Raw genomic sequence first — 24,758 nt, 5'->3', positions numbered from 1 at the left:
CGATATTCGCTTGTCCCCCCGTCCAAGGAACTCCCCATGTCCCCCTATCACTTCACACTTGGAGCGGCGCAGATCTTCGCCCTTCAGGATGGCATTCTGACCGCAGATGTCGGCAAGCTCTATCGCCGCAATGGTGCGCCTGTCGCGGAGGGGTTTGCAGATGCCGCGACCTCGCTGTCCGTCAACTGCTTCCTCATCAAAACCCCTGAACGGACTGTGCTGATCGACACTGGCTCCGGCCAGCTCTTCGGGCCGGATCACGGCAAGCTTTCCGCCGGGCTGAACGCACTCGGCCTCAGCCCCGCCGATGTCGATGACATCATTCTCACCCATATCCACGCCGACCACACGGGCGGATTGGTACGCGATGGAGCGCCGATTTTCCCCAACGCCATGGTCCACGCCGGCCGCACTGAAGCGGGTTTCTGGCTATCGCCGGGTGCTGCCGATGCGCCTGATGTGACGGAGCGGGTCAAGGGCCAGATCGGCCGGGCGCATCTTTGCCTCGACCCGTATGAGGCCGAGGGACGGCTGACGATTTTTGACGACAACGGGCCGATCCTCCCCGGTTTCAGCGCCACATTGCGTGCCGGTCATACGCCCGGCCATCTGGCGATCTGGTTTGAAAGCGAGGGTGCCGCAATCGTCTTTGTCGGCGATATCGTCCATGGCGAAAACGTGCAGTTCCGCGATCCCTCTATCACCATCGATTTCGATTATGATCAGCCGAGTGCCGCCAAGGCGCGCGCGCAGGTTTTCGAACAGGCCGCAAGCGATGGCTATCTGATTGCCGCCGCGCACCTGCCCTTTCCGGGTGTCGGTTCCATCACGAAAGAAGGTGCCGCCTATCGGTTTGAAACCCTACAGAAGAAAGACGAGATGCCGTGAAAACCATCAGAATCCATGACGTGATGAAGAATGGCGTGCTGGCCTTTGATCTGCGCGATCTTCTGCGTCTTCTGGCACCTCGATCGCTGCAAGCAGTCTGGCGGGTTTCAACAGTCAAATCCGGTTTGCCTGAGCTTGAGTGGTTTGACGCCACCGGGAACGGCGGCGAAAAACTGGAACTGCTAGCAAACCGGGACGCAGTGATTACAGGCCAGGAGCTGCTAGCCCTTGCCAAACAAACGACACAGGTCATCTGGGGAGAGTTCAGCGGGTATTTTCTAAACTCAACCCATGATAACTGGCTGACGATCCGCGCCATAGACAGCAGCTATTATGAAATCACCACAGCCGATGAAGCCGTGTTGAAAAAACTGAAGGACTCGTTCCAGCATATCGGCCCGGCCGACATTCCTTTCGCACCAAATCCAGCAGATCTTATCCGCTAAGCTTGGCAACAGAGACTGAGCTACTTCAACCGTTAGCGACCAACAGCACCGGTTCGTAATCCGCGTCATCGGCCGCGACGTCGGTGCTCTCGGCCTCATCCTTTCGCCAGCCAATCACGCCCTTTAGCCGGGCATGCACATCCTCAGCCAGCGGCACGACCAGCACCCGACCGGGATCGACCGGACCCGGGAATGCGAGTGCATTATAGGCGATTTTTTCAAAGCCGAGCGGCATGTAATAGGGCGGATCACCGATCAGGATCACGGCTTCGGAGCCGTTCCGCCGAGCGGCTTCAATGGCAATGCGCACCAGTTCCCGGCCAATGCCCAGGCATTTATGGGAGGGGCGCACGGCAAGCGGGCCGAGCATATGGCCTTTGACTGTTCCGGCCAGCACCGGGGTCATGCGAACAGAGGCAATGGTTTCGCCCTGATCGGCGCAGACGAAGGACAGCGTGCGATCATGCGGACCCTGCTCCCGGATACGGGCAGCGGCTCGTGTGAACCGGCCAGGGCCGAAAGCTTCCGCGTTGATGAGTTCGATAATGGCGTCGTGAGACGCATCCTCGGTGAGGTAGACGAGATCGTGCTTTTGCATGAAGACCGGAACCGTATAGCGAATTGCGCAGGAGTGTTCACACCATCACAGGGATGGTCGAGAGCATCAGCGTCGTCGCAGGTTCCGGCAGAAGGTCATGGGATCACTGTCCAATTTCGATGGCAATTTGCATAACAACAAATTTTCCGACCGTCTATAGCATCGTGTAGAAAAACGGCTTCCACCGTTCGGTCCGATGCTTTATCCCAAAACACACTGTTCATCAGCCAAATCATCGCAATTCCTCGCCAGCATCGCATATAAGAATAACGGAAATTCGAAACAGCGATGGAAGGAAGAGCCGATGGGCATGCTGGTTGATGGCGTCTGGAGCGACACCTGGTACGATACGAAAGCCACCAAAGGGCATTTCCAGCGCTCGGCCAGCCGGTTTCGCAACTGGTTGACCGCTGATGGCGCGCGGGGGCCAAGCGGCGATGGCGGTTTCAAGGCTGAAGCCGGGCGCTACCATCTCTATGTGTCGCTGGCCTGCCCCTGGGCGCATCGCACGCTGATTTTCCGCCAATTGAAAAAGCTCGAAGCGTTAATCTCGGTGTCCGTCGTCCATCCGCTGATGCTGGAAAACGGCTGGACATTTCAGCAGGACAGCGCGGCCACCGGCGATCATCTGTTCGGTGCGGATTATCTCTGGCAGGTCTATCGCAAGGCCGATCCCCAGTATAGCGGCCGGGTCACGGTGCCTGTCCTTTGGGATAAGCATTTGAATACGGTGGTCTCCAACGAGTCCGCCGACATCATCCGGATGTTCAACTCCGCCTTCAATGCGCTCACAGGCGATAGCAAGGACTTCTATCCCGAGCCGCTGCGGGGCGAGATCGATACGCTAAACGACCGCATCTACGACACCGTCAATAACGGCGTCTACAAGGCGGGTTTCGCCACCACGCAAGAGGCTTACGAAGAAGCAATCGCCCCGCTGTTTGAAACGCTGGATATGCTCGAGGAAAGACTTTCCTCCAGCCAGTTCCTGATCGGCGATGCGCTGACCGAGGCGGACTGGCGGCTTTTCACCACGCTGGTGCGGTTCGATGCGGTCTATGTCGGCCATTTCAAATGCAACATCCGCCGCATTGCCGATTATCCGGCGCTCTCGACGTATCTGTCGGCGCTTTACCAATGGCCGGGCGTGGCTGAGACCGTCAATATCGACCATATCAAGGGCCATTACTACGGCAGCCACAAGACCATTAACCCGACGGGAATCATACCGGTTGGCCCGGACCTTCCCTTTCTTCACCAGAAATCGGCGTAAGGCCCATCCGTGACAAGCTCCGCCAGGCGGCGGCGGGTGGCAGGGGTGATTCCCTCCGGGAGCGCATCGAGGGGAAAAAAGCCCGATTCGGCAATTTCCCGGTCCGGCAGGCGCGGCGCGGTCTGGCGCACGAGGGTGCGGTAAAACAACACATGATCGCGGCGGCTGGCGGTGCGGTTCAGGTAGGATTGCAACAGAACGGGCGACGCGGTCATCACCAGATTACCCTCTTCGCGCAATTCCTTTTCCAGCGCTTGGTTCGCCGTTTCGCCGCGCTCCACCCCGCCGCCGGGCATGTACCAGCCGGGGAGATAGGTGTGCCGCACCAGAAAAATCCGGCCCTGATCATCAAAACAGGCGGCCCGCACCCCAAGCGTCATACCGCGTGTGATGGCGAAATAAACGTGTAACAGCCGCACCATAAATTTTTTCACGGAACTCAACCGGCTGTCATCCGGTTGAGACCCTGATGGATACAGTGTCATCGCGCTTGCCCCGCGGCCCGGAAAGTATAGATAAGGTTCATGTTCAAACTCGCCCATATATCCGATATCCATCTGGGACCTATGCCGCATCTCACCTTTCGAGAATTGGCATCAAAGCGCATCACAGGCTATGTCAACTGGCACCGCAACCGGGCGAAACATATGGTCTCCGGCACGCTGGAGGCGTTGGTTAACGATATTCACGCCAAAGCGCCCGACCATCTGACCGTGACCGGCGATCTCGTCAATCTGGCATCCGGGCTGGAAATCAACAAGGCCGCCGAGTGGCTGCGCACGGTCGGCCCACCGGCCACCACATCGGTCGTGCCGGGCAATCACGATGCCTATGTGCCCGGCGCCCACGAAAAGGCAATGCATGCCTGGTATGACTATGTGCGCGGCGACACGGACCCGGACATCTGGCGCAAGGATTTCAAGCTCTGGCCGACCTTTCGCCGCCGGGGACCGGTCGGGCTGATCGGTTGTTCCACCTCCATCGCCACCCCGCCCTTTTCCGCCAGCGGCTACTTCAGCTCGCGCCAGGCCCGTGAAACTGCCCAATTGCTGCGCCAAGCTGGCGAAGAAGGCCTGTTCCGGGTGGTGCTGATCCACCATCCCCCTGTTCGCGGTGCCGCCTCGCAGCACAAGCGGATGATCGGCATCCGCCGCTTTGCCGCAGCGATCTCGCTGGGCGGGGCCGAACTGGTGCTTCATGGCCATACCCATCTCAATACGTTGAACTGGCTGCACAATCGCCATGGCCGCGTGCCGGTGGTGGGCATTGCCTCGGCCAGCCAGGGGCCGGGCAGCAAAAAGCCACAGGCTGCCTATAATCTGTTTTCGATTTCCGGCGCATCAGGGGCGTGGGTGCTGGACTGGGAACGCTATGCGCTGACGGGTGATACCAGCGAGGTATCCCTAACCCATAACCAGAGATTGTCGGGCTGAAACGCCGATATCAGCAATCCCATCGCCGAACCGCGGCGCTGAAAAATCGATATACAGGATCAACTTCCTGTTCACCGCGTCCACGCTTGCCTTTTTCCGGCATTGTTTTAAGCCTTGATAAGCACTATTTGCATAGGAAGTGGTAAGCGTCCCGTCCGCAGCCTATCGGTCATTACGATGGCTCAGGACGCGGTCGGTTCGGGTGAGCAAAACGCAAATGAGGAATTGCCGAATGAACGAAGAAGACGACGACAAGAGCAAGGAACTGCCGCTCGGCAAGGAAACGGAAGCGAATCTTTTCAAGTCGCGATCGATCTTCATCTATGGCGGGATCACCCAGGAACTGGCGCAGAAGGTCTGCACACAGCTGGTGGCTCTGGCTGCCGCCAGCGACGACGACATTCGCGTCTACGTCAATTCTCCAGGCGGTCATGTCGAATCCGGCGATTCGATCCATGACATGATCAAGTTCATCAAGCCGAAGGTCTGGATCATCGGCACCGGCTGGGTCGCCTCCGCTGGCGCGCTGATCTATGTTTCGGTGCCGAAGGAGCAGCGCCTTTGCCTGCCCAATACCCGCTTCCTGCTGCACCAACCCTCGGGCGGCACACGCGGCATGGCCTCGGATATCGAAATCCAGGCCCGCGAAATCATCAAGATGAACCAGCGCCTGATCAAGATCTTCTCCAAGGCCACCGGCCAGACAGAAGAAAAGATCGCCAAGGACATCGACCGCGACTATTGGCTGTCGGCTGAAGAAGCCAAGACCTATGGTCTGGTTTCAAAGATCGTCGAAAGCCAGTCGGAAATCTGATTTTACAACATTGAAGAGGCACCACCCGCCGGAGTGATCCGGCGGGTTTTTATATTTCCGCAAATGCAAACCAGAATGCAATCGTTTTCAACCGACACGAAGTACAGCGATTTTCGCAGGACATGGAAAACACTTCGAGCGCACCGGCCTATAGAAAATAGTCACCGGACAGGCTATATTGAGGTGCAATCACATGGAGTGCCAATGAGCATTGTCGTAGAGAGTTTCGGTGGACGTATCGCCTATCCGGGGATGTTTCCGGAACTTGCAACGCTGCTCGCTCGTATCAAAGCTGCGTATAATCCGATCAATGTCATTCTCTACGGCAGCCGGGCTCGGGGAGAAGCCAACGCTCAAAGTGATTGGGACCTGAAGGTTATTGTTCCAGACGAGACACCTGAATGTGTATTTTCGCCCATGTTCGGGTGGCGTCTACAGCAAGGTTCAGGTGTCTATGCCGATGTGTCCTGCACTCGTCTATCTGACTTCAGGGCGGATCTTGGCGTTGCAAACTCGGCAGTCAGTCATATGGTCCATGACGGTATAGTTCTCAATGTCGATTGAGCTTCATATCGCGAATACTCTGCGATTGGCGCATGAAGACCTCGAAGCGGCACGATTGCTTGCCGCTAAGGAAAATAGAAACGATGCCTATCATGCCCAGCAAGCTGCCGAAAAAATACTTTTAGCCCTACTCACATGCGAAGGTATCAAGGCAGAGCGAAAAGATTCACATCGGCTTGATGTGTTGCAAGACATGCTGCCATCAGCAAACAGCTTCAAGGACAGATTTTCACCTTTAACGTTTTTGAGCATTTACGCCACGACGTACCGTTATCCCAAGGATGCAGGACGTCTTCCTGCTAAAGCCGAGAAAGATGAGCTGGACGCCGCAATCCAGGCGCTTTCAAACATACTGGACGACGCCGCAGCACATTTTGGCGTCAGCCTGACTGCTTCAGATCGAATACCTGCGACATCCTCTGCTGCTCCCCGGCTTTGAGGCTTGCTGTAACACTCTATATATTTACTGCATAATTCGCTTGATAGAGCCCACGACGCCATAGCAAATGTACCCATTTGCCTCTTCTCAGCCTTGCGTGTTTCATCAAAACCTGATGTTCCAGCCAGATCGATACTGGTGCCGGGACCATCCGCATGCTGAAACAATTTTCTCCGCAAAGCCTGTTCATGGGGCTGCTGGTTGCCTTCGTCGGCTTTGCCAGTTCCTTTGCTGTTATCCTGCAAGGGCTGAAAGGGGTTGGGGCCAGCGATCTGCAGGCGGCCTCCGGCCTGATGGCGCTGTCGGTCTCCATGGGGATTTGCGGCCTTATCGTCTGTCTCAAGACGCGGATGCCGATTTCCATTGCATGGTCTACGCCCGGTGCCGCCCTGCTGGTCACAGCGGGTGTGCCGCAAGGCGGTTTTTCAGCAGCAGTCGGGGCGTTTCTGGTGTGCGCCGCGCTGATCGTCATTGCCGGGCTATTCAAGCCGCTTGGCCGGGCCATTGGCGCCATTCCCGCCCCGCTTGCCAATGCCATGCTATCAGGGGTGATCGTCGGCCTTTGCTTTGCCCCGTTCAAAGCTATCGAAGAAAGCCCGCTGCTCGGCCTGCCAATCCTGCTCGCCTGGGCGATTGTCGGCACCATCAACAGGCTCTTTGCCGTTCCCGCCGCTCTTGCTGCCTTCGTTCTGGTCCTGGTGTTCGCCGTTCCCCTACCCGACGGTGCATTCTCGGCATTGGGTGCGTCCTTGGTGCCGCCGGTGGCATTCGTGATGCCGACGTTCACATTCGCGTCGATGGTTTCCATCGCATTGCCCCTGTTTATCGTCACCATGGCTTCACAGAACATTCCAGGCATCGCCGTGCTGAAAGTGCATGATTACCACCCGAAACCGGGTCCGCTTTTCACCATTACCGGCCTGTTCACCGCCCTTGCCGCGCCCTTCGGTGCCCATGCCATCAATCTCGCCGCTGTCACAGCCGCCATGGCGGCGGGCCATGATGCCCATGCCGATCCGCAGCGGCGCTACTGGGCGGCGATGATCGGCAGCGTGGGCTATCTGGTCCTCGGCCTTTTGGCCGGCGTCGTCACCTCCTTCGTCGGGCTGGCACCCGCAATCCTGATCGAATCGGTCGCGGGTCTTGCGCTGATCGGTGCCTTTTCCGGGTCGATCGTTTCGGCTTTCCGGGAACCCACGACCCGCGAGGCCGCCGCCGTCACCTTCCTGGTCACCGCGTCGGGTATCTCGCTTCTCGGCATTTCCGCCGCCTTCTGGGGATTGATCGGCGGCCTGGCCATGCTGGGGTTGACGCGGCTCGCCGTCCGGCTACGGCGCTGACCGTGATCCGCAGCCTTGATGAAAATTGCCCTTGCCAGCCCGGAAACCGCTGATTATAGATTGAAGCATGAAGACATCGGGCCATTCCATGACGAAGACTGCACAGCGAGGCAATTTTAGCCGCGCCGCAGCTTTGCGCGCCCTATCCTCGCTTCTTCTTCTCGACCTTATCCGCGGTTGCCGGGTCCATTGAGGAGCGCCCGGCGGCCGGGTTAGCCGTCGCAGGCGATTGCTCCTCACCACTCCACAATTTTGACTATTGACCCCTGAAGGGGCCGGATTTGTCATTCGCATGCGGCACTCGAACCGCTATAAGCCGGGCATATTCGGGATGAGAAGAGAGCGAACATGTTGAAGACCAATTCCATCAAAAAGGGCATGCCCGACGCGGCAAAGAAATACCAGGCCTATCCGCAGATCGACATTTCCGACCGCACCTGGCCGGGCAAAACCATCACCCAAGCGCCGATCTGGTGTTCGGTCGATCTGCGCGACGGCAACCAGTCGCTGGTCAATCCGATGGGCCACGACCGTAAGGCCCGGATGTTCCAGTTGCTGCTGGAAATGGGCTTCAAGGAAATCGAGATCGGCTTCCCCTCGGCCTCACAGACCGATTTCGACTTTGCCCGCTGGTGCGTCGAGCAAGGCAATGTGCCCGATGACGTCTCCCTGCAAGTGCTGGTGCAATGCCGCCCGGAACTGATCAGCCGCACCTTCGAGGCCCTGGAAGGCGCGCATAAGCCGATCATCCATTTCTACAATTCAACCTCGGAATTGCAGCGCCGCGTGGTGTTTGCCAAGGACGTACCTGGCATCAAGCAGATCGCCGTCGATGCGGCGAAAATGATCATCGACATGGCCACCAAGGCCGGTGGCGGCTACCGGTTTGAATATTCGCCGGAAAGCTTTACCGGCACCGAACTGGAGGTGGCGCTGGAGATCTGCAACGCTGTGATTGCCGAAATCAAGCCGACCGCTGACAACAAACTGATCCTCAACCTGCCCTCGACGGTGGAAATGGCTACGCCGAACATCTATGCCGACCAGATCGAGTGGATGTGCCGCAATATCGACAACCGCGAAAACGTCATCATCTCGCTGCATCCGCACAACGACCGCGGCACCGGCATCGCCGCCACCGAACTGGCGCTGATGGCAGGTGCCGACCGGGTGGAAGGCACGCTGTTTGGCAATGGCGAGCGCACCGGCAATGTCGATGTGGTGACGCTGGCGCTGAACATGTACACCCAGGGCATCGATCCCGAGCTGGACTGCTCGCAGATCGAGCGCATCAAGGATGTCTATGAATATGCCAATGAAATGACCATTCCGGAACGCCATCCCTATGTTGGCGAACTGGTCTATACCGCCTTTTCCGGCTCACACCAGGATGCGATCAACAAGGGCATGAAGGCGGTAAAAAAGGCCAATTCCCCAGTCTGGGAAGTCCCCTATCTGCCCATCGATCCGCAGGATGTCGGCCGCTCCTATGAGGCAATCATCCGCATCAATTCCCAATCGGGCAAGGGCGGCATCGCCTATATCCTGCAACAGGATTACGGCATCAACCTGCCGCGCAACCTGCAAGTCGAATTCCGCGAGGAAATCCAGCGCATTACCGATGAAGAAGGCGTGGAACTGCCCTCCAAGCGGATCTATGACAGCTTTATCAGCCGCTATATCGACCAGCCCGCCGCCCGGCTGAAATTCGTCGATCACCACACCTATCCCGACACGGCCACCAAGGGCGTGCGGATTGTCGCTGCCGAAATCACCGATGGCGGCGAGGTCAAGCGCATCGAGGGCAAGGGCAATGGCCCGATCGACGGTTTCGTCAACGCGCTCTCCACCTATCTGGGCATAGAGATTTCGGTGCGCGATTATTCCGAGCACTCCCTGCAACACGGCTCCAACGCTGCGGCCATCGCCTATGTGGAAATGGACCATCCCGGCGGGCGGCTGTTCGGTGCCGGTATCAACCAGAACATCGTCACCGCCTCGCTGGAAGCCATCGTCTCGGCCGCCAACCGGGTGCTGGACGCAAGGGCGAAGTAAGGGGACGGCTTCACAGCAACCCGAAAGAACCAAAGCCACCCGCAAAACTCTTGCGGGTGGATTTGCATGTCGGCAATCCTGTTGACTTCGATGCGGCAATTAATGTACAGAAATACGTACAGATTATTGAGGCATAGACCATGACCAATGTTCGCTTCACTGAATTTCGCCAGAATTTCGCTCATCATTTTGACAGCGTGCTGGAGTCACGCGCGCCCTTGCTGGTGACACGCCAAGGCAAGGAAGCCGTGGTGGTGATTGCCGAGGGAGAATATGAGAGCATGCAGGAAACCTTGCATCTCCTGTCCAAGCCGGCCAACGCCGAACGCCTGCGCGACAGCATCGAACAATTGCGCCAAGGCAAAGTCACTGATCGCGATCCAACTGAGCCGGATGACCACCAGGACGCTTGAACGATGAAGCTGGGCTGGACCGAGAATGCCTGGGACGATTACGAATTTTGGCTCCAAACCGACCTGAAAATGGTCTCGAAAATCAACGACCTGATCCGCAATGCCAAAAGAACTCCGTTTACCGGCCTTGGAAAGCCCGAACCGCTGAAAGGCGATCTCGCTGGCTTCTGGTCTCGGCGTATCGCTGGCGATCATCGGCTGGTCTATTGCGTTTCGGGGTCAGGCCAGGAACAGCGGTTGGATATCGTGCAATGCCGCTACCATTATAGAAAATGATCACAACAAAGACGCTTACCGAGCGATCCGCGTCGATAGGATGATCGAAGACAGCGTCCGCTCCACCCCCGACAGTTCCCCAATCCGGTCAATCAGCCGGTCCAGCTCCTGGATTGATGGCGCGGCCAACATGGCGATCAGGTCATAGGGGCCGTTGACGGAATGCAGCGCCGTCACCTGTGGGATGGCGGCCAGCTCTGCCGTGACGTTGGTCAATGCCTTGGGTGCCATGGTGATCATCACATGGGCGCGGATCAGCCCGCTCTGATAGGCGTCTGAGAGCCGAAGCCCGTAACCGGCAATCACCCCTTCCCGCTCCAGCCGTTCCAGCCGCGCCTGCACTGTGGTGCGCGACAGGCCAAGCCGTCGCGCCAGCGTGGCCACCGGCATGCGGGCATTTTCACCCAGCAGCGCCAGCAATTCACGGTCCTTATCGGAGACCTGCATTATGCTCAATCCTTTCGGCAAATCGTCCATTAATATAAGCGAAAACGTTCAATTTGCCACTGTGAATCGACAGGGATCGGCTCCACACTGAAGGCTCGTCAAAAGCATCAGGGGAACGATCAATGAAAAACATTTCCATCATTGGCGCGGGAAAGATCGGCGGGGCAATTGCCCATCTTCTGGCCGAGACGGGCGATTACCGAGTGACGGTTGCCGACCGTAGCGCCGAACAATTGGGCAAACTGGCCCTCCACCCTGGCATTGCCACCGCTTTGGTTGATATTACCGATAGCAAAGCCCTAGATGCCCATCTTCACGGTCAGTTCGCCGTTCTTTCCGCCGCCCCTTTTCACCTGACCGGCGCCATTGCCGAAAGTGCGGCGCGCAGCAGCTGCCATTACCTCGACCTAACCGAGGACGTAGCGACCACAAAAAAGGTAGAGGCGCTGGCGGAGGGTGCACACACCGCCTTTATCCCGCAATGCGGACTTGCTCCCGGCTTCATTTCCATCGTCGCCCATGATCTGGCGCAGCGCTTCGAGACACTGGACAGCGTGCGGATGCGGGTCGGCGCGCTGCCGCAGTACCCGTCCAATGCGCTGAACTACAACCTCACCTGGAGCACGGACGGGCTGATCAACGAATATATCGAGCCCTGCGAAGCCATTGTCGAGGGACGGATGATTAGCGTGCCTGCCATGGAAGAACGCGAAGAGTTTTCACTGGATGGCGTGACCTATGAAGCCTTCAACACGTCAGGCGGCCTCGGCACGCTGGCGAAAACCCTGGAAGGCCGGGTGCGGACGATGAATTACCGTACCATCCGCTATCCTGGCCACCAGGCGATCATCAAGGCGCTGCTCAACGATTTCAACCTGAAGAACCGCCGCGATGTGCTGAAGGATCTGTTTGAAAACGCCCTGCCCGCCACCATGCAGGATGTGGTAGTGATTTTCGTGACCGTCTGCGGCTGGCGCGAAGGCCGCTACATGCAGGAAACCTATGCCAACAAGGTCTATGCCGGGACCGTGGCGGGCAAGAAGATGAGCGCCATCCAGATCACCACCGCCGCTGGCATCTGTGCCGTGCTGGACCTGCTGGCTGAGGGCGCGCTGCCCCAATCCGGCTTCGTGCGCCAGGAGGAAATCAGCCTCGATGCCTTTCTCGCCAACCGTTTTGGCCAGCTATATGAGCGGAACTCGGCCCCGATTGCCCGCAGAATAGCCGAGCCTGCCGCAGCCTGACGATGCGCACGCTACGGCCCAATAGAAGCACCATGCCGTAGCAAGACGATACCGCCCATGATATGGCGACGGCTGCTATTCCAACAGAGCCGCCGCCATGCATCTTGCCCCCAACCAAACCGTACCTGACACGGCACCAGCGACGATGCGAACCTGCGGCGCCTGCACGCTCTGTTGCCGCCTGCCGGATATCGAGGCGCTGGAAAAGCCCGCAAACCAATGGTGCCGCCATTGCAGCGCCGGTCAGGGATGCGCGATCTATGCCGACAGGCCGACATTGTGTCGTGACTTTCTCTGTTCATGGATGCAAAGCCGGATCGGGGCGGAATGGCAACCCGAGCAGGCCCATATGATGGTCTATAATCAGGGCCGTCAGATCACCGTGCTTGTCGATCCTGACTTTCCAACAGCCTGGCAAGAGCAACCCTATGCTGGCCAGTTGCGGCAATGGGCAAGGGACGCCGAGGCACACGGCGGCTATGTCATCATTTTTATCGGTGATGACGTGATGAAAATCGATGCGGTCGAATAGGAATGTTTTTATGATATGGATAGGGTGATCAGGCGCAGATACGCGCAAGCCTGGGCAGGTCTGTTCCGCCTCGATGACACTCTCCTCATATATTGCCCGCACGTTGATTTTCACTTTTCCGGAGTAGTTGAATGTCTTTGACAACCTTGCTCGTTCCCACCTACATCCATATGCTGGAAACACTCTCCGGCTTGCTCGCGAAGGCGCAAAAGCAGCTCCCGCAACAGGCGGATACGCTGCTATCGGCCCGTCTCACGCCCGACATGTTTCCTCTATGGTCGCAGGTCTGCTTCGTCTGTTTCCAGGCGCAGGAGGCCGTATTGCGGCTGAAAGGCCAACCCATTCCAGAGAGGTTGCAGCAGATGGCCACGGAAGGACGAACCGGAGACGGCAAAGCGGCATCTATCGCGGATGCGCAAACCAGGATCGACGAGGCATTGACGTTTCTGAGAGGCCTTGCGCCGGACGAACTCGATCAGCAAACGGAGCAGGCAATCGCGCTTGATATGCCAAGTGGAATTATCTTCGACATGACCGGTGCGGACTTTGTGCGGGACTGGGCGCTGCCGCAATTCTATTTTCACATCGTGACCGCCTATGGAATTCTGCGCAACCAGAAAATCGAAATCGGCAAGGCCGACTTCGTGCCGCATATGTTTGGATATCTCCGACCCGGAACGGTGCCGCAAAGCTGAGGCGCGATCCGTCGTCATGGGAGCGATCATCGCGCCGTAACGGACAGCCAGTATAAGGCTAGCGGGTCCGTGATGGAGTGAGCTTCGGTGTTTCATGACGAGATTCATTTCATACCTGATCCGCACATCTTCTCGCAGCAGCAGCACCTTGCTGTGCAAGCTTCTCGCGCAAACGGGCATTGCTGGCAATCCGAAATCCTATCTCCATCGCAAGCCGATCAGCGATTGGCTCGCCTATCTGGACCTCGATAAGGTTTAAGTAGCCCTGTCTCTCATGATGTCCGGTAAGGATGCCCCCTCTTCCTGAGCAGATGACACGAACAACCTAAATGTCAATTTACGATCAGCCACAACCAAACCTTGACCTTTTGGAGAGCTAGTCTAAATTCGCCAAGAATGGCGCGATTGGAACAACATACCTGCGCTTTCGATATTGCATTCGATATTTCATGACATGCTTTTGGGGGCTGACGCAGTATGTATGACGAACTTCTGGCAACCGATTTCATTCAGGCCAGCCGCGTTTTGAAAGTCTCTTCCCCACTGGGTGAGGATCAATTGCTCCCGGAGCGGATGAAGGTGGATGAGGGCGTCAATCGTCTGTTTGAAATCACTCTGCATGTCCGCGCCAAGCGTGAAGCGGTCAAACCGGAAGAGCTTATCGGCAAGCTGGTCGATATTTCCCTGGAAATACGCCAGGGCGAGTTGGGCGAGGATGGCCTGCGCCGCCCGTTTAATGGCTTGGTGACCGAACTTGAGGAAGGGCCGCCGGTCACACGTGGGTTACGCTCCTACAGGCTCACCATCCGTCCGCAGATGTGGCTGCTGTCACGCCGCTCCGATTGCCGGATCTGGCTGGATATGACATCGCTCCAGGTGCTGGAAACGTTGTTTTCCGAACATGGCCTGCCGCAGCCGGATATCGGCTTTTTACAAAACAAGCCCCCAGCGCAAGGCTATTCTGTCCAATGGCAGGAATCGGACCTCGACTACCTGCTTCGCCGGTTGGAAGAAGATGGGATTTTCTATTGGTTTCAACATGATAAGGGCATTCATCGCCTGAAAGTCACCGACCACCAGATTGCCTGGTCAAAGGCCTCGGCCAGCGCGGAAGGCGATGACACCGTCCGGATCGCCCAAGGCTCTTCCGACCGCAACCACATCACCGAATGGATGCGGCGCTTCAGTTATGTCCCTGGCCAGCGCGTCGATGCCGACTGGAATTTTGAAACGCCGAACTTCATTCCACGCTCGCAGACCCCTTCTCTCGTGGAGTTGCCGGGCAATACCAAGCGCGAGCTTTACAACTACCCCGCCCGCGCCGCCGACTACCTCGAAATGGAGCGTGTCGGCAAATTGCGCGCTCAGGCGACCCAGGCGGATCACGAGCGGGTCAAAGGCCAATCGACCGTGCGTGTGCTGGAGCCAGGACGACGCTTCAAACCCTATGAAGAACCCCACCCGGAACACAAATACGAAGAGCATGTGATTACCCGGATCACCCATTGGGTGGTGGATCGCTCCTATGAAACCACGGAAAACCAACCGGAATATATCAACGAATTCGAGGCCATCCCGTCGCGTATCCCCTTAACTCCGCATCGCACCACCAAACGCCCGCGCATCGAAGGCGCTCAGGTGGCCATTGTCGCAGGCCCCTCGGGCGAGGAAATTCATCCGGACAAATACGGCCGGATCAAAGCCTGGTTCCCCTGGGACAGACGCGCCAAAAAGGACGGCTCCGACACCTGCTGGATCCGCGTCTCCCAAAGCTGGGCCGGCGGTCTCTGGGGCTCCCAGGTCATCCCCCGCATCGGCATGGAAGTGATGATCGCCTATATCGACGGCGACCCGGACAGACCGCTGGTAACAGGCGTGGTGCCGAATACGAATAACCCGGTGCCTTATGATTTGCCGGCGAATAAGACCAAGAGCGTGTTTCGGACGAATACTCATAAGGGGAAGTCAGCGCAGAAGTTTAATGAATTGACGTTTGAAGATGAGGCTGGGCGGGAGGAGATTTATATTCATGCTCAGAAGGACTATACGCTCAAGGTTCTGAATCACAAAACCGAGAGAGTGGACGTCAATTATGTCCAATCGGTCGGCGGAGCGTCCGTGCGGGAGATACAACGCATGGATATCCAGAATATCGGACAGAGCATGAGCATTAACGTCGGAACCGGGCCAGCTGGAGATATGGTTCGGGGATCGTTGACACAAGATATATTCGGCATTCGCGGCGCAGGCTATTTTCTCAAGAGCATGTTTTCTTCCATGTCCGGAAGCGGAACCTATTCGGTCAATGCCGCATCGACCATCATGCTGAATGCGGCTTTAAACTCCGTTCATACGACTGGCGGAACCAGCCTGATGACCGTCGGCATGGATCACGTTCAAAATGTCGGCGGCAATGTGCGCCTCGCGGCTGGGCAGGATTCCGATGAGGTGATCCATGGAAAGAAAACGGTCGAAGCCCATGAGGCAATATATTTTCGCAGCGGGAAATCCGAATTACGATTGGAAGCTGACGGAACGATTACAGTAAAGGGAGTGAAATTGATCATTGAGCAAGAAGAAACCATGAAGGCGACCGCTGCCAAGATTGAGCTAAATTAATCATGAAGACGCTCTATTCGGTAGTTTTTTCTGTATTTTTGTCCACCGCTCTCACTGGCTGCGATTCTGCCGCCGAAAACCAGCAGGAGAAACAAATGCGTTCGCAGCTGACGATCTACGTAGCTCCACCTCTCCTTGAGAAAGGCGGAACAGTGATTGTGGTAACGAATTCGGTGCCACTCGACAAATGGCGTGATCTTCCGCAGGGCGACAACCCCGCTCGTGATGATCCACAGAACGAGAAGAAGAAGGAAATTGGCCCGGGGGATCGCCTGTTCGGCGCTGTTGCTTCGACAAAAGTGTCGATCATCGAGTTCGTTTACCCCGAAGGAGGGACCTTCGGCTTCAATCTCGTACCCTTGCGAAAAGCGAACGGCGGCGATGCGGTGGGGCCGACGCTCATGACGAAGCGCGTCATGGTTGGCGGCGGCGGCTACAGGGATTGGAAAACAGGAAAAGAATATCTCTGGGAAAGCGTTTCAACAATTTATGTTGCCGGACCAGAGGCATCCGAAGGCGACAGCCGCAGCGCCAGTGTAGCGGAAGCTGAGATCATGAACCTACCGCCGCCTAAAACGACATACGAGGGGGTAACCGTCTCTGCACCGACTGATGAGCAGCTAGAGCAGGTGATTGTAAAGGTCCCGGAGTGAGAGGAATAGCATGAGCATATTGAAAATATACACACGTTCATTCCATCCCAGAGAAGATTTTAGAACTGGGGGGCTATTCTTCCACGGCGATAACCGGGGTTTCAGTGCTTCGACTGCCGCGACTGCCCGTATTTACCACTGGATTCAGGTAGATCTGAAAACTGCGGAATTCGGAGTAGCGGTATGCCGCTCCGATCCCAGCTCGAATCCCAGACTGATAAAAGCAACCGGCTTGAACTTCAGTAACGATTATAAGCGACCAGAAACACAGCCGCGGTATAGCGAGACACCGAAAAACATCACGCCTTACCGCCCAGATGGAAATCAGAGCGTCAATATCCGCATTGTCTATGCTGGTAAGAATTTCGCTTTTCCCACGGACGAGGCCGGTGTCGTGACGCAGGAGATCGGAGATGTCCAGGAGGCAGTTGGAATGCAACGCGATTTTTCCAGCCAGACACCCCATAACATTCTCGGCGGAGAGGTTTCCGATGGGAAAAGCAATTATACAGGGCCAAGCAGTCTATTCCCCTACGAATTTCAGTCGCCAGTGACATACGACAAGGAGAATGGCATTGGAGCAAGGTCGGCTATATTAAAGCACACCGACGAACGCTGGAGCGGAATGGTTCCTGACCTCGACGTTATGAACAATGTGTCGCTGCGGATCAATCGAGACCTAAAACGGGTCGATGTGTCCTGCACCATCACAGGTGACGGCTTCCCCAATTGCGAAAGCTTCATCATTGATGGCTCCAGCAAGGTCCTCTTTCTGGCAAGCCATGTCCGAACAGGAACCGCCGTCGCCCAATTGCCGGGCAATCGCCAGATCCCGATGAACAACACCTCATTGGATGCCGACTGGCAACCAGATGACAGTTTCGGCGCACAGGTAAACGTGCGGGTCGCTGTCGATTTCACCGGTGCGGGCGCTGCCCATGATCTAGGCACAGGCTCCAAAACCCGCGAAGACTGGAATGCTTCACATACCAAGCGCAGCCCTTACGGCTCTTACAGTCAGCGTGTGCGCGACCACATTCCATTGCCACAGAATCAATGGGTCGATGACAAGATCAATAATAATCCCGAAATCGTTAACTATGCACGAAAGGGGCGTGCGGCAGTCGGCAACTGGCTGGACGATGCTTCGGAATGGTGGGCTGGAGAGGACTGACCTCGAAAATCAGGTCGGCCTGGATGTTGTCTCGAATATTAATTCCATTTCAAAAAAATTCACCGATGAATCAGATTAAGGCTTAATATTGTGCCAAAAACAAATAAAGTGAATTTTTTATTTGGATTCTTTATTCTTTCTGCAAAAATTTTGATTCTGATATTTTTATGTATGTGTATTTATCTCTCTTATATATTTGAGTTCACAAACACCCCTTCTTCAGCAAAAGATGGTTATATTCTAGGAAAACACACTGTCCTTGGCTTAACAAAATTAACCGCAATAGAAAGCATAATTCACATAGAAGACCAAGAAAAATGGGACGGAAAAGATCAAATTTTGAGATTAAGGGGATTTTTTCAAACAAAAAATAGAAATGAATTAATAAAAATAATCATGATGAATGGATTTTCACGCAATAATGATATGTATTTCATAACTGGAGACGATGACGAATGGTGGCATAAACCCACCGATACAAAAAAATATAATTTATCTCACAAGAGAAAATGTCGCGCAAACCGAGAATATAAAAGTTTATGACGTTGATGGCGATAAGAGCATTTTTCTTTTAGAGTCAGTTAGCTTCTAATTTTCATGGGTTTTGAAACCACATAACAAGGCACGTACAGACGAAGGAGAACCCCATGCCCGCCATCACCCGCCTCGGCGATATCGGTTCCGGCCATGCCTGCCATTTCCCGCCGACACCCTCTATCGAGGCCAGCGCTAATGTGTTCATCAACGGTCGCGGGGCCGTTCGGGTTGGGGATGCCTATGGGGCGCATGCTTGCTCCTCCTGCCCGGAACCAAGCCATGGCCGGGCTTTGGCCGCAGGGTCGCCAACGGTTTTCATCAATGGTCAGCCTGCGGGGCGGATTGGCGATGCGATTGATTGCGGCGGGGCGGCTGCCGAAGGATCAGGCGACGTGTTCTTGGATGATGGCGCTTGAGCCGCCAAGCTGGCAGACGGGATCAACCAACGCTGGGAGACACGGTTCCGCGCTGAGCATTTGCCTAACAATCCCCTATGATCGGGGGCTGAAAATCACTCTTGCGCGGCGTCGCGGACCGGGTTATGAATTCCGCCATGAAGATCGTTTTGTCCATGAATGCTTGGTGGTGGGTTCGCTAACGCGGCCTTGACCAGTCATGTCTGAAGACGATTGACCCAAAGCCGCCCGGATTTCCTGAGGCGGCTTTTTTGTGTTCATGGCCCCTCACTGACGGGCTTTACGATGAGGAAGAAGCGCCATGGCAACCATTATTCGCGACGACAATAGCGATGTCTACCAGACCCGGGGCGGGATTACGGTAACGCGCCAGCGTCGTGCCACACCCTATGCCGATGCAGTGTCCAGCTATGTCGAAAAGCTGGATGAGCGGCGCGGCGCGGTGTTTTCCTCCAACTACGAATATCCGGGCCGCTATACCCGCTGGGATACGGCCATTGTCGATCCGCCGCTGGGCATTTCCAGCTTTGGCCGCGCCGTGTGGATCGAAGCCTATAATGGCCGGGGCGAAGTGCTGCTGTCGCTGATCGCTGAAAAGCTGAAGACTGTGCCGGAACTGGTGCTGGGCGCGCTGACCACGCAGCGGCTGGACTTGACGGTGAAGACCCCAGACCGGGTGTTTACCGAGGAGGAGCGCTCCAAGGCACCCACGGTATTTACCGTGCTGCGCGCCATTACCGACCTGTTCTATTCGTCTGCCGATAGCAGCATCGGCCTGTTCGGGGCTTTCGGCTATGATCTGGCCTTCCAGTTCGATGCCATCGATCTGAAACTGACACGGCCGGACGACCAGCGCGACATGGTGCTGTTTCTGCCCGATGAAATTCTGGTCGTTGACCACTATTCCGCCAAGGCCTGGATTGACCGCTATGATTTCGAAAAGGACGGCGTAACCACGGCGGGCAAGGCCGAGACAATTGCGCCGGAGCCTTTCCGCCATACCGATACCATTCCGCCGCGCGGCGATCACCGGCCCGGCGAATTTGCCGAACTGGTGGTGAAGGCCAAGGAAAGCTTCCGCAAGGGCGACCTGTTCGAGGTAGTTCCCGGCCAGAAATTCATGGAGCGTTGCGACAGCAAGCCCTCGGATATTTCCAAGCGGCTGAAGGACATCAATCCGTCGCCCTATTCCTTCTTCATCAATCTCGGCAATCAGGAATATCTGGTCGGCGCTTCACCGGAAATGTTCGTGCGGGTCAACGGACGGCGCATCGAGACCTGCCCGATTTCTGGCACGATCAAACGCGGCGACGACCCGATTGCCGATAGCGAACAGATCCTCAAGCTGTTGAATTCCAAGAAGGACGAATCCGAACTGACCATGTGTTCGGATGTCGATCGCAACGACAAGAGCCGGGTCTGCGAGCCGGGCTCGGTCAAGGTGATCGGCCGTCGCCAGATTGAAATGTATTCCCGGCTGATCCACACGGTGGACCATATTGAGGGCCGTTTGCGCGACGACATGGATGCGTTCGACGGCTTCCTCTCCCATGCCTGGGCGGTAACTGTTACCGGCGCGCCAAAACTCTGGGCGATGCGTTTTGTCGAAGCCCATGAGAAGAGCGCGCGCGCCTGGTATGGCGGCGCGGTCGGCATGGTTGGCTTCAATGGCGATATGAATACCGGGCTGACGCTGCGCACCGTGCGCATCAAGGACGGTATTGCCGAAGTACGGGCCGGTGCGACACTGCTGAATGACAGCGATCCGCAGGAAGAAGAAGCTGAAACCGAATTGAAGGCATCGGCCATGATTGCTGCAATCCGCGACGCCAAGACCGGCCATAATTCCAAGGCCCAGCGCGGTGTAGCGGCTGTTGGCCATGGCGTGAAAATCCTCCTGGTCGATCATGAGGACTCATTCGTCCACACGCTGGCCAATTACTTCCGCCAGACCGGAGCCACCGTCAGCACGGTGCGTAGCCCGGTGCCGGAAGAGGTGTTTGATCGCCTGAACCCCGATCTCGTCGTCTTGTCGCCCGGACCGGGTTCTCCGTCGGATTTTGATTGCAAGGCGACGATCAAAAAGGCGCGGGACCGCAACTTGCCGATCTTCGGCGTCTGCCTTGGCCTCCAGGCGCTGACGGAAGCCTATGGCGGCGTGCTGCGGCAGTTGGATGTGCCGATGCATGGCAAGCCATCGCGCATCCGCGTGCTGGAGCCCGGCATCGTGTTTTCCGGCCTGAACAAGGAAGTCACGGTCGGGCGCTACCACTCGATCCATGCAGATCCAGCCAGCTTGCCCAAGGATTTCATCATCACCGCCGAAAGCGAGGATGGGACGATCATGGGTATCGAGCATACAAAAGAGCCGGTGGCCGCCGTGCAGTTCCACCCGGAATCGATCATGACGCTCGGCAATGATGCCGGGATGCGAATGATCGAAAATGTCGTGGAAAAACTGGCCAAACGGGCGAAGGTGAAGGCGGCGTGAATACGCTTGTCATTCAGCCAATAGAAGCGAGCAATATCGAGAGCTTTCATCAGGCTCTCGACGCGGTTTCGCGCGAGCGCCGCTATCTGAGCATGCTGGAAGCCCCGCCACTGGACCATGTGCGGGATTTCGTCACCGGCCTCAAGCACGGCGGCAATCCGCAATTCGTGGCACTTGATGGTGCGCGTGTCGTCGGCTGGTGCGACATTCGCCGCCACGACCGCGAACTCCACGCCCATCGCGGTGTGCTGGGCATGGGCATTATCGATGGCTACCGAGGCGCTGGCCTCGGAAAACGGCTGATCGAAACCACCCTTGCGGCATCATGGGCAATCGGCCTGCACCGGGTGGAACTGGATGCCCACGCCGATAACGACCGCGCCATTCGTCTTTACGAAAGCGTCGGCTTTGTCCGCGAAGGGGTTGCCCGTGATGCGGTGCGGATCGATGGGCGATTTGTCGATGTGATCCATATGGCGATCATTCGCGCAAACACAGCATGATCTTCATCGCACATTAATTAGCAATATCTACTATTTGTTAACGCCGCTTTGGATTATCCATCCTTCGGGTTTGACAGATTAGCAGATATCAAGGATATGAGACCCATCATAAACCGTCCAGCCTTTGCAGGCTTGGGCGGTTTTGCCGTCTTAAGGGCATGAATTTTGCAACTGGTTCGCAAATGCAGGAGTGGGCGTGATGTCCGAGCATAATCCTATCGTCAAGCGTCTGGCCTTCTGGGGCATTCCGCTATCTTTCGGCGTGCTGGGCCTGAAGCTCCTGGCCTGGTGGGTCACGGGGTCGGTGGCGCTGCTGTCGGATGGGTTGGAATCCACCGTCAATGTGGTGGCGGCTTTCATCGCCTATTTCGTGATCGGCTATGCCCAGAAGCCTGCCGACCATGACCATCCCTATGGGCATCACAAGGCCGAATATATTTCGGCTGTTATCGAGGGCGTGCTGATCGTCATTGCCGCGCTGCTGATCATGAAGGAGGCGGTGGCCGCCCTTGAAGCGCCAACCATGCTGGATGCACCGGCGCTTGGCCTGGCAATCAATTTTACCGCCGGTGTCGTCAATGCGGTCTGGGCGACGATCCTGATCCGGGTCGGCAAGGCCAACCGGTCTCCTGCCCTGACGGCGGATGGGCAGCATATCATGTCGGATGTGGTGACATCGGTTGGCGTGCTGATCGGTCTTGTTCTGGTGGTGATCACCGGTTATGCCATTCTCGATCCGCTATTGGCTATTTTAGTGGCCTGCAACATCATCTATCAGGGCTGGAAAGTGATCAGCCATTCGGTCGATGGCTTGATGGACAAGGCGGTTGAACCAGCAGAAGAAGACGCGATCAAGAAGGCGATTGCCGATCACGCCAGTGGCTCGCTCGGGGTGCATTACCTGCGCACCCGCCGGGCTGGGGCAGCGACCTTTGTTGGTTTCGATCTCGTCGTGCCAGCCGTGATGCCGGTGGGCGAGGCGCATGAGATTTGCGACAGGCTGGAAGCGGCGGTGCAAGCCGTGCAGCCGGGCGCGCGGGTGACGATTCATGTGGAGCCGGAAAGCGAAGAGGCGCATGGCGTCCGTGTCAAAGTTATTGAAGGAGAACATGCATGAGCAAGACCGATGTTTCCGGCCTGTCGCAATTGGGCCGCCAGGTGGATGCGCCGACCAGCCCTGAGACCGCGGTGCTGGAACGGGTTCCCAATACCAATGCCGGAACCGATTACGTCGTGCGCTTCACCGCGCCGGAATTCACCTCGCTCTGCCCGATGACCGGCCAGCCGGATTTCGCCCATATCGTCATCGATTATATTCCCGGCGATTTCCTGGTGGAATCCAAGTCGCTGAAACTGTTCATGACCTCATTCCGCAATCACGGCTCCTTCCACGAGGATTGCTCGATCTACATCGCCAAGCGGCTGGTGGAGCTTCTCGACCCGAAATGGCTGCGGATCGGCGCCTATTGGTATCCACGCGGCGGTATTCCCATTGATGTGTTCTGGCAGACCGGAGAAGTGCCGAAGGGTGTCTGGTTGCCGGATCAAGGTGTGCCGACCTATCGTGGCCGGGGGTGAGATTTTCAAGCGGATCGGACTTTCGTTGATCTGCAATCTGCCCTGAAGTGAGTACGATTGGTTGAATTCCGTTCAGTAATACATCATAACAAAAAATCGGCCAGTTAAGCTGGATCGCGACCGATACAAGAACTGGATGTTAACTGCGGATTGATCTACCGCTGATGCCGTGATCGTACCCGCCAAGAGAGAACACAGGGTTACACATGAGCTCCGGCAATCCGAGGTCGTCACCTACAGCAGAGCCAGCGATTGACGCGATATTGTCAGCATTCGAAACACATGCACTGGTCGGCATTGGCGATTACCACGGATTGGCGCAGCAGGCCGCATTCTATGCTGATCTCGTAAGCGATCCCAGGTTCGCTCGCGATGTGCGCAACGTCGTTGTCGAATTTGGCGGAGCCGCCGCCCAGCCGATCGTTGACCGCTTTGTCGCTGGAGAAGCGGTCCCTTATCCCGAATTGCGTCGAGTGTGGACCGACGTTGTCGGCTGGCTCCCCACCGTTTGGTCTCTGAGTTTCATGTGGTTTTATGCGGCGGTTCGGGCTGCCAATCTTAAGTTACCTCCAGAGCAGCAAATCCGCGTTTGGCTGGGTGAGCCTCCTATTGACTGGTCGGCGATCCATACGCGCGAGGATCTATATCCGCTGGCGGAAACCCGCGACAGTCATCCGGCGGAATTGATCAAGCAGCAGATCCTGAACAAGGGTGAAAAAGCTGTGGTGATCTACGGATACGCTCACTTCCAGCGCGCGGGATTTTACGTTCCGCAAAATGACACGTATGTGCCGACTTTGCTTGGCCTGATTGAACAGGACTATCCAGAATCTCTGTTTCTTGTCGTGCCCTATACTGGTTTCACAAATAAGGCCTGCATTGAGAAATTCGAAGCGTTATGTGGCGACTGGCCAACGCCAGCTCTGGTCGGGCCGGTCAAAGGGACGCTGCTACATGACATGCTCGTTGATCCTGAATTCAAGACTTTCGATCAGGAACCGCCTGGGAATGAGAAGCTTGCCGAGGTGCAAAGGTGCCTCACGCACACGCTCAATGGCGCAACAGCGGATGCATTGCTGTATCTTGGCCCGGCCATGGGTCTGACCTTTTCAGCAATTGATCCGCAAGTTTATCTCGATCTCGACTTTCTAGCCGAAATCAATCGCCGCGTTGAGCTGTATATGCCCGAGCAGTCTTTCTCGTATGGCGACGTCATCAAAGACGGTACGCCGCTTCCCCAGTTTATTCGGCCCCGCTAACAGTGGTATCGTTCGGGGCCAATGGAGAAGATGTTTTTTTGATTTCAGATCAATCGCGCTGATTGAGTCCC

General features: G+C 56.5%; 28 protein-coding genes. 25 read left to right on the top strand and 3 right to left on the bottom strand.

All coding sequences use genetic code 11. The features are described 5' to 3' along the window. The first annotated feature begins 36 nt into the window (after positions 1–36). The gene (locus H1Y61_RS07265; protein WP_180574181.1) at positions 37–888 is read left to right on the top strand and encodes an MBL fold metallo-hydrolase; all 852 of its coding nucleotides are present in this window, start codon (positions 37–39) and stop codon (positions 886–888) included. Further along, entirely contained in the window at positions 885–1,334 is a 450-nt protein-coding gene (locus H1Y61_RS07260; protein WP_180574180.1) for a hypothetical protein, read from the top strand. Before H1Y61_RS07265 ends, H1Y61_RS07260 begins: the two co-directional genes overlap by 4 nt. A gap of 25 nt (positions 1,335–1,359) precedes the next feature. Here the strand turns inward: H1Y61_RS07260 and H1Y61_RS07255 are convergent, their stop codons facing one another. After that, complete coding sequence (locus tag H1Y61_RS07255) at positions 1,360–1,932, bottom strand: GNAT family N-acetyltransferase (RefSeq protein WP_180574179.1); 573 nt, start codon at positions 1,930–1,932, stop codon at positions 1,360–1,362. A 304-nt stretch (positions 1,933–2,236) separates the two neighbouring features. Between H1Y61_RS07255 and H1Y61_RS07250 the strand changes: the two genes are divergently transcribed. Continuing rightward, positions 2,237–3,205, top strand: a complete 969-nt coding sequence (locus H1Y61_RS07250) for a glutathione S-transferase family protein (protein ID WP_180574178.1) — start codon at positions 2,237–2,239, stop codon at positions 3,203–3,205. Here the strand turns inward: H1Y61_RS07250 and H1Y61_RS07245 are convergent. Next, positions 3,187–3,627 (bottom strand): NUDIX domain-containing protein, encoded by a 441-nt coding sequence (locus H1Y61_RS07245; RefSeq protein WP_235680853.1) that lies wholly within the window; start codon positions 3,625–3,627, stop codon positions 3,187–3,189. The genes H1Y61_RS07250 and H1Y61_RS07245 overlap by 19 nt on opposite strands. A 102-nt stretch (positions 3,628–3,729) precedes the next feature. On the opposite strand from H1Y61_RS07245, the gene H1Y61_RS07240 reads away from it, so the two are divergent. From H1Y61_RS07240 to H1Y61_RS07205, 8 genes are all read left to right on the top strand, one after another. Continuing rightward, positions 3,730–4,638, top strand: coding sequence for a metallophosphoesterase family protein (locus H1Y61_RS07240; protein WP_180574176.1), 909 nt, complete (start codon positions 3,730–3,732; stop codon positions 4,636–4,638). A gap of 232 nt (positions 4,639–4,870) precedes the next feature. Then, positions 4,871–5,452, top strand: coding sequence for an ATP-dependent Clp protease proteolytic subunit (locus H1Y61_RS07235; RefSeq protein WP_015916743.1), 582 nt, complete (start codon positions 4,871–4,873; stop codon positions 5,450–5,452). A 204-nt stretch (positions 5,453–5,656) separates the two neighbouring features. Continuing rightward, entirely contained in the window at positions 5,657–6,016 is a 360-nt protein-coding gene (locus H1Y61_RS07230; protein ID WP_180574175.1) for a nucleotidyltransferase domain-containing protein, read from the top strand. After that, complete coding sequence (locus tag H1Y61_RS07225) at positions 6,006–6,455, top strand: HEPN domain-containing protein (protein ID WP_180574174.1); 450 nt, start codon at positions 6,006–6,008, stop codon at positions 6,453–6,455. Before H1Y61_RS07230 ends, H1Y61_RS07225 begins: the two co-directional genes overlap by 11 nt. 155 nt (positions 6,456–6,610) lie before the next feature. Further along, positions 6,611–7,795, top strand: a complete 1,185-nt coding sequence (locus tag H1Y61_RS07220; protein ID WP_180574173.1) for a benzoate/H(+) symporter BenE family transporter — start codon at positions 6,611–6,613, stop codon at positions 7,793–7,795. Positions 7,796–8,143: 348 nt separating this feature from the next. Then, positions 8,144–9,850, top strand: coding sequence for a 2-isopropylmalate synthase (gene leuA, locus H1Y61_RS07215; protein WP_180574172.1), 1,707 nt, complete (start codon positions 8,144–8,146; stop codon positions 9,848–9,850). Positions 9,851–9,990: 140 nt separating this feature from the next. Next, complete coding sequence (locus H1Y61_RS07210) at positions 9,991–10,263, top strand: type II toxin-antitoxin system Phd/YefM family antitoxin (RefSeq protein ID WP_180574171.1); 273 nt, start codon at positions 9,991–9,993, stop codon at positions 10,261–10,263. Positions 10,264–10,266: 3 nt separating this feature from the next. Further along, entirely contained in the window at positions 10,267–10,539 is a 273-nt protein-coding gene (locus H1Y61_RS07205; protein WP_060719886.1) for a Txe/YoeB family addiction module toxin, read from the top strand. Between the two features lie 15 nt (positions 10,540–10,554). On the opposite strand, the gene H1Y61_RS07200 is transcribed toward H1Y61_RS07205, so the two are convergent. Beyond that, complete coding sequence (locus H1Y61_RS07200) at positions 10,555–10,986, bottom strand: Lrp/AsnC family transcriptional regulator (protein ID WP_041698142.1); 432 nt, start codon at positions 10,984–10,986, stop codon at positions 10,555–10,557. A 122-nt stretch (positions 10,987–11,108) separates the two neighbouring features. Between H1Y61_RS07200 and H1Y61_RS07195 the strand changes: the two genes are divergently transcribed. From H1Y61_RS07195 to H1Y61_RS07130, 14 genes are all read left to right on the top strand, one after another. Further along, the gene (locus tag H1Y61_RS07195) at positions 11,109–12,230 is read left to right on the top strand and encodes a saccharopine dehydrogenase family protein (RefSeq protein ID WP_180574170.1); all 1,122 of its coding nucleotides are present in this window, start codon (positions 11,109–11,111) and stop codon (positions 12,228–12,230) included. Between the two features lie 97 nt (positions 12,231–12,327). Further along, positions 12,328–12,762, top strand: a complete 435-nt coding sequence (locus tag H1Y61_RS07190) for a hypothetical protein (RefSeq protein ID WP_235680852.1) — start codon at positions 12,328–12,330, stop codon at positions 12,760–12,762. Between the two features lie 131 nt (positions 12,763–12,893). Then, entirely contained in the window at positions 12,894–13,457 is a 564-nt protein-coding gene (locus H1Y61_RS07185; RefSeq protein WP_180574169.1) for a DUF1993 domain-containing protein, read from the top strand. Positions 13,458–13,551: 94 nt separating this feature from the next. After that, positions 13,552–13,716 carry a Stf0 family sulfotransferase gene (locus tag H1Y61_RS07180; protein WP_180574168.1) on the top strand — a complete coding sequence of 55 codons (165 nt, stop codon included), beginning with the start codon at positions 13,552–13,554 and terminating at the stop codon, positions 13,714–13,716. Positions 13,717–13,934: 218 nt separating this feature from the next. After that, positions 13,935–16,076, top strand: coding sequence for a type VI secretion system tip protein TssI/VgrG (gene tssI / locus H1Y61_RS07175; protein WP_180574167.1), 2,142 nt, complete (start codon positions 13,935–13,937; stop codon positions 16,074–16,076). A 2-nt stretch (positions 16,077–16,078) separates the two neighbouring features. Beyond that, positions 16,079–16,729 carry a hypothetical protein gene (locus H1Y61_RS07170; protein ID WP_180574166.1) on the top strand — a complete coding sequence of 217 codons (651 nt, stop codon included), beginning with the start codon at positions 16,079–16,081 and terminating at the stop codon, positions 16,727–16,729. Between the two features lie 10 nt (positions 16,730–16,739). Beyond that, positions 16,740–17,903 (top strand): hypothetical protein, encoded by a 1,164-nt coding sequence (locus H1Y61_RS07165; protein WP_180574165.1) that lies wholly within the window; start codon positions 16,740–16,742, stop codon positions 17,901–17,903. Between the two features lie 90 nt (positions 17,904–17,993). Then, positions 17,994–18,446 carry a hypothetical protein gene (locus H1Y61_RS07160; RefSeq protein ID WP_180574164.1) on the top strand — a complete coding sequence of 151 codons (453 nt, stop codon included), beginning with the start codon at positions 17,994–17,996 and terminating at the stop codon, positions 18,444–18,446. A gap of 104 nt (positions 18,447–18,550) precedes the next feature. Next, the gene (locus H1Y61_RS07155; protein WP_156555082.1) at positions 18,551–18,856 is read left to right on the top strand and encodes a PAAR domain-containing protein; all 306 of its coding nucleotides are present in this window, start codon (positions 18,551–18,553) and stop codon (positions 18,854–18,856) included. A gap of 301 nt (positions 18,857–19,157) precedes the next feature. After that, positions 19,158–21,347, top strand: coding sequence for an anthranilate synthase (locus tag H1Y61_RS07150; RefSeq protein WP_180574163.1), 2,190 nt, complete (start codon positions 19,158–19,160; stop codon positions 21,345–21,347). Continuing rightward, the gene (locus H1Y61_RS07145) at positions 21,344–21,850 is read left to right on the top strand and encodes a GNAT family N-acetyltransferase (RefSeq protein ID WP_180574162.1); all 507 of its coding nucleotides are present in this window, start codon (positions 21,344–21,346) and stop codon (positions 21,848–21,850) included. Before H1Y61_RS07150 ends, H1Y61_RS07145 begins: the two co-directional genes overlap by 4 nt. Positions 21,851–22,049: 199 nt before the next feature. Beyond that, positions 22,050–22,967 (top strand): cation diffusion facilitator family transporter, encoded by a 918-nt coding sequence (locus H1Y61_RS07140; RefSeq protein WP_180574161.1) that lies wholly within the window; start codon positions 22,050–22,052, stop codon positions 22,965–22,967. Then, positions 22,964–23,428 (top strand): preQ(1) synthase, encoded by a 465-nt coding sequence (gene queF, locus H1Y61_RS07135; RefSeq protein ID WP_156615363.1) that lies wholly within the window; start codon positions 22,964–22,966, stop codon positions 23,426–23,428. Before H1Y61_RS07140 ends, queF begins: the two co-directional genes overlap by 4 nt. 206 nt (positions 23,429–23,634) lie before the next feature. Beyond that, positions 23,635–24,687: a hypothetical protein gene (locus H1Y61_RS07130; protein WP_174111424.1), complete on the top strand. Its 1,053-nt coding sequence runs from the start codon at positions 23,635–23,637 to the stop codon at positions 24,685–24,687. The last annotated feature ends 71 nt before the right edge of the window (positions 24,688–24,758 follow it).

The sequence above is a fragment of the Agrobacterium vitis genome (assembly GCF_013426735.1).
GTDB lineage: Bacteria > Pseudomonadota > Alphaproteobacteria > Rhizobiales > Rhizobiaceae > Allorhizobium > Allorhizobium vitis_D.
Note: the sequence above shows the minus strand (reverse complement) of the source record. Positions and strands in the feature narration are given on the sequence as shown.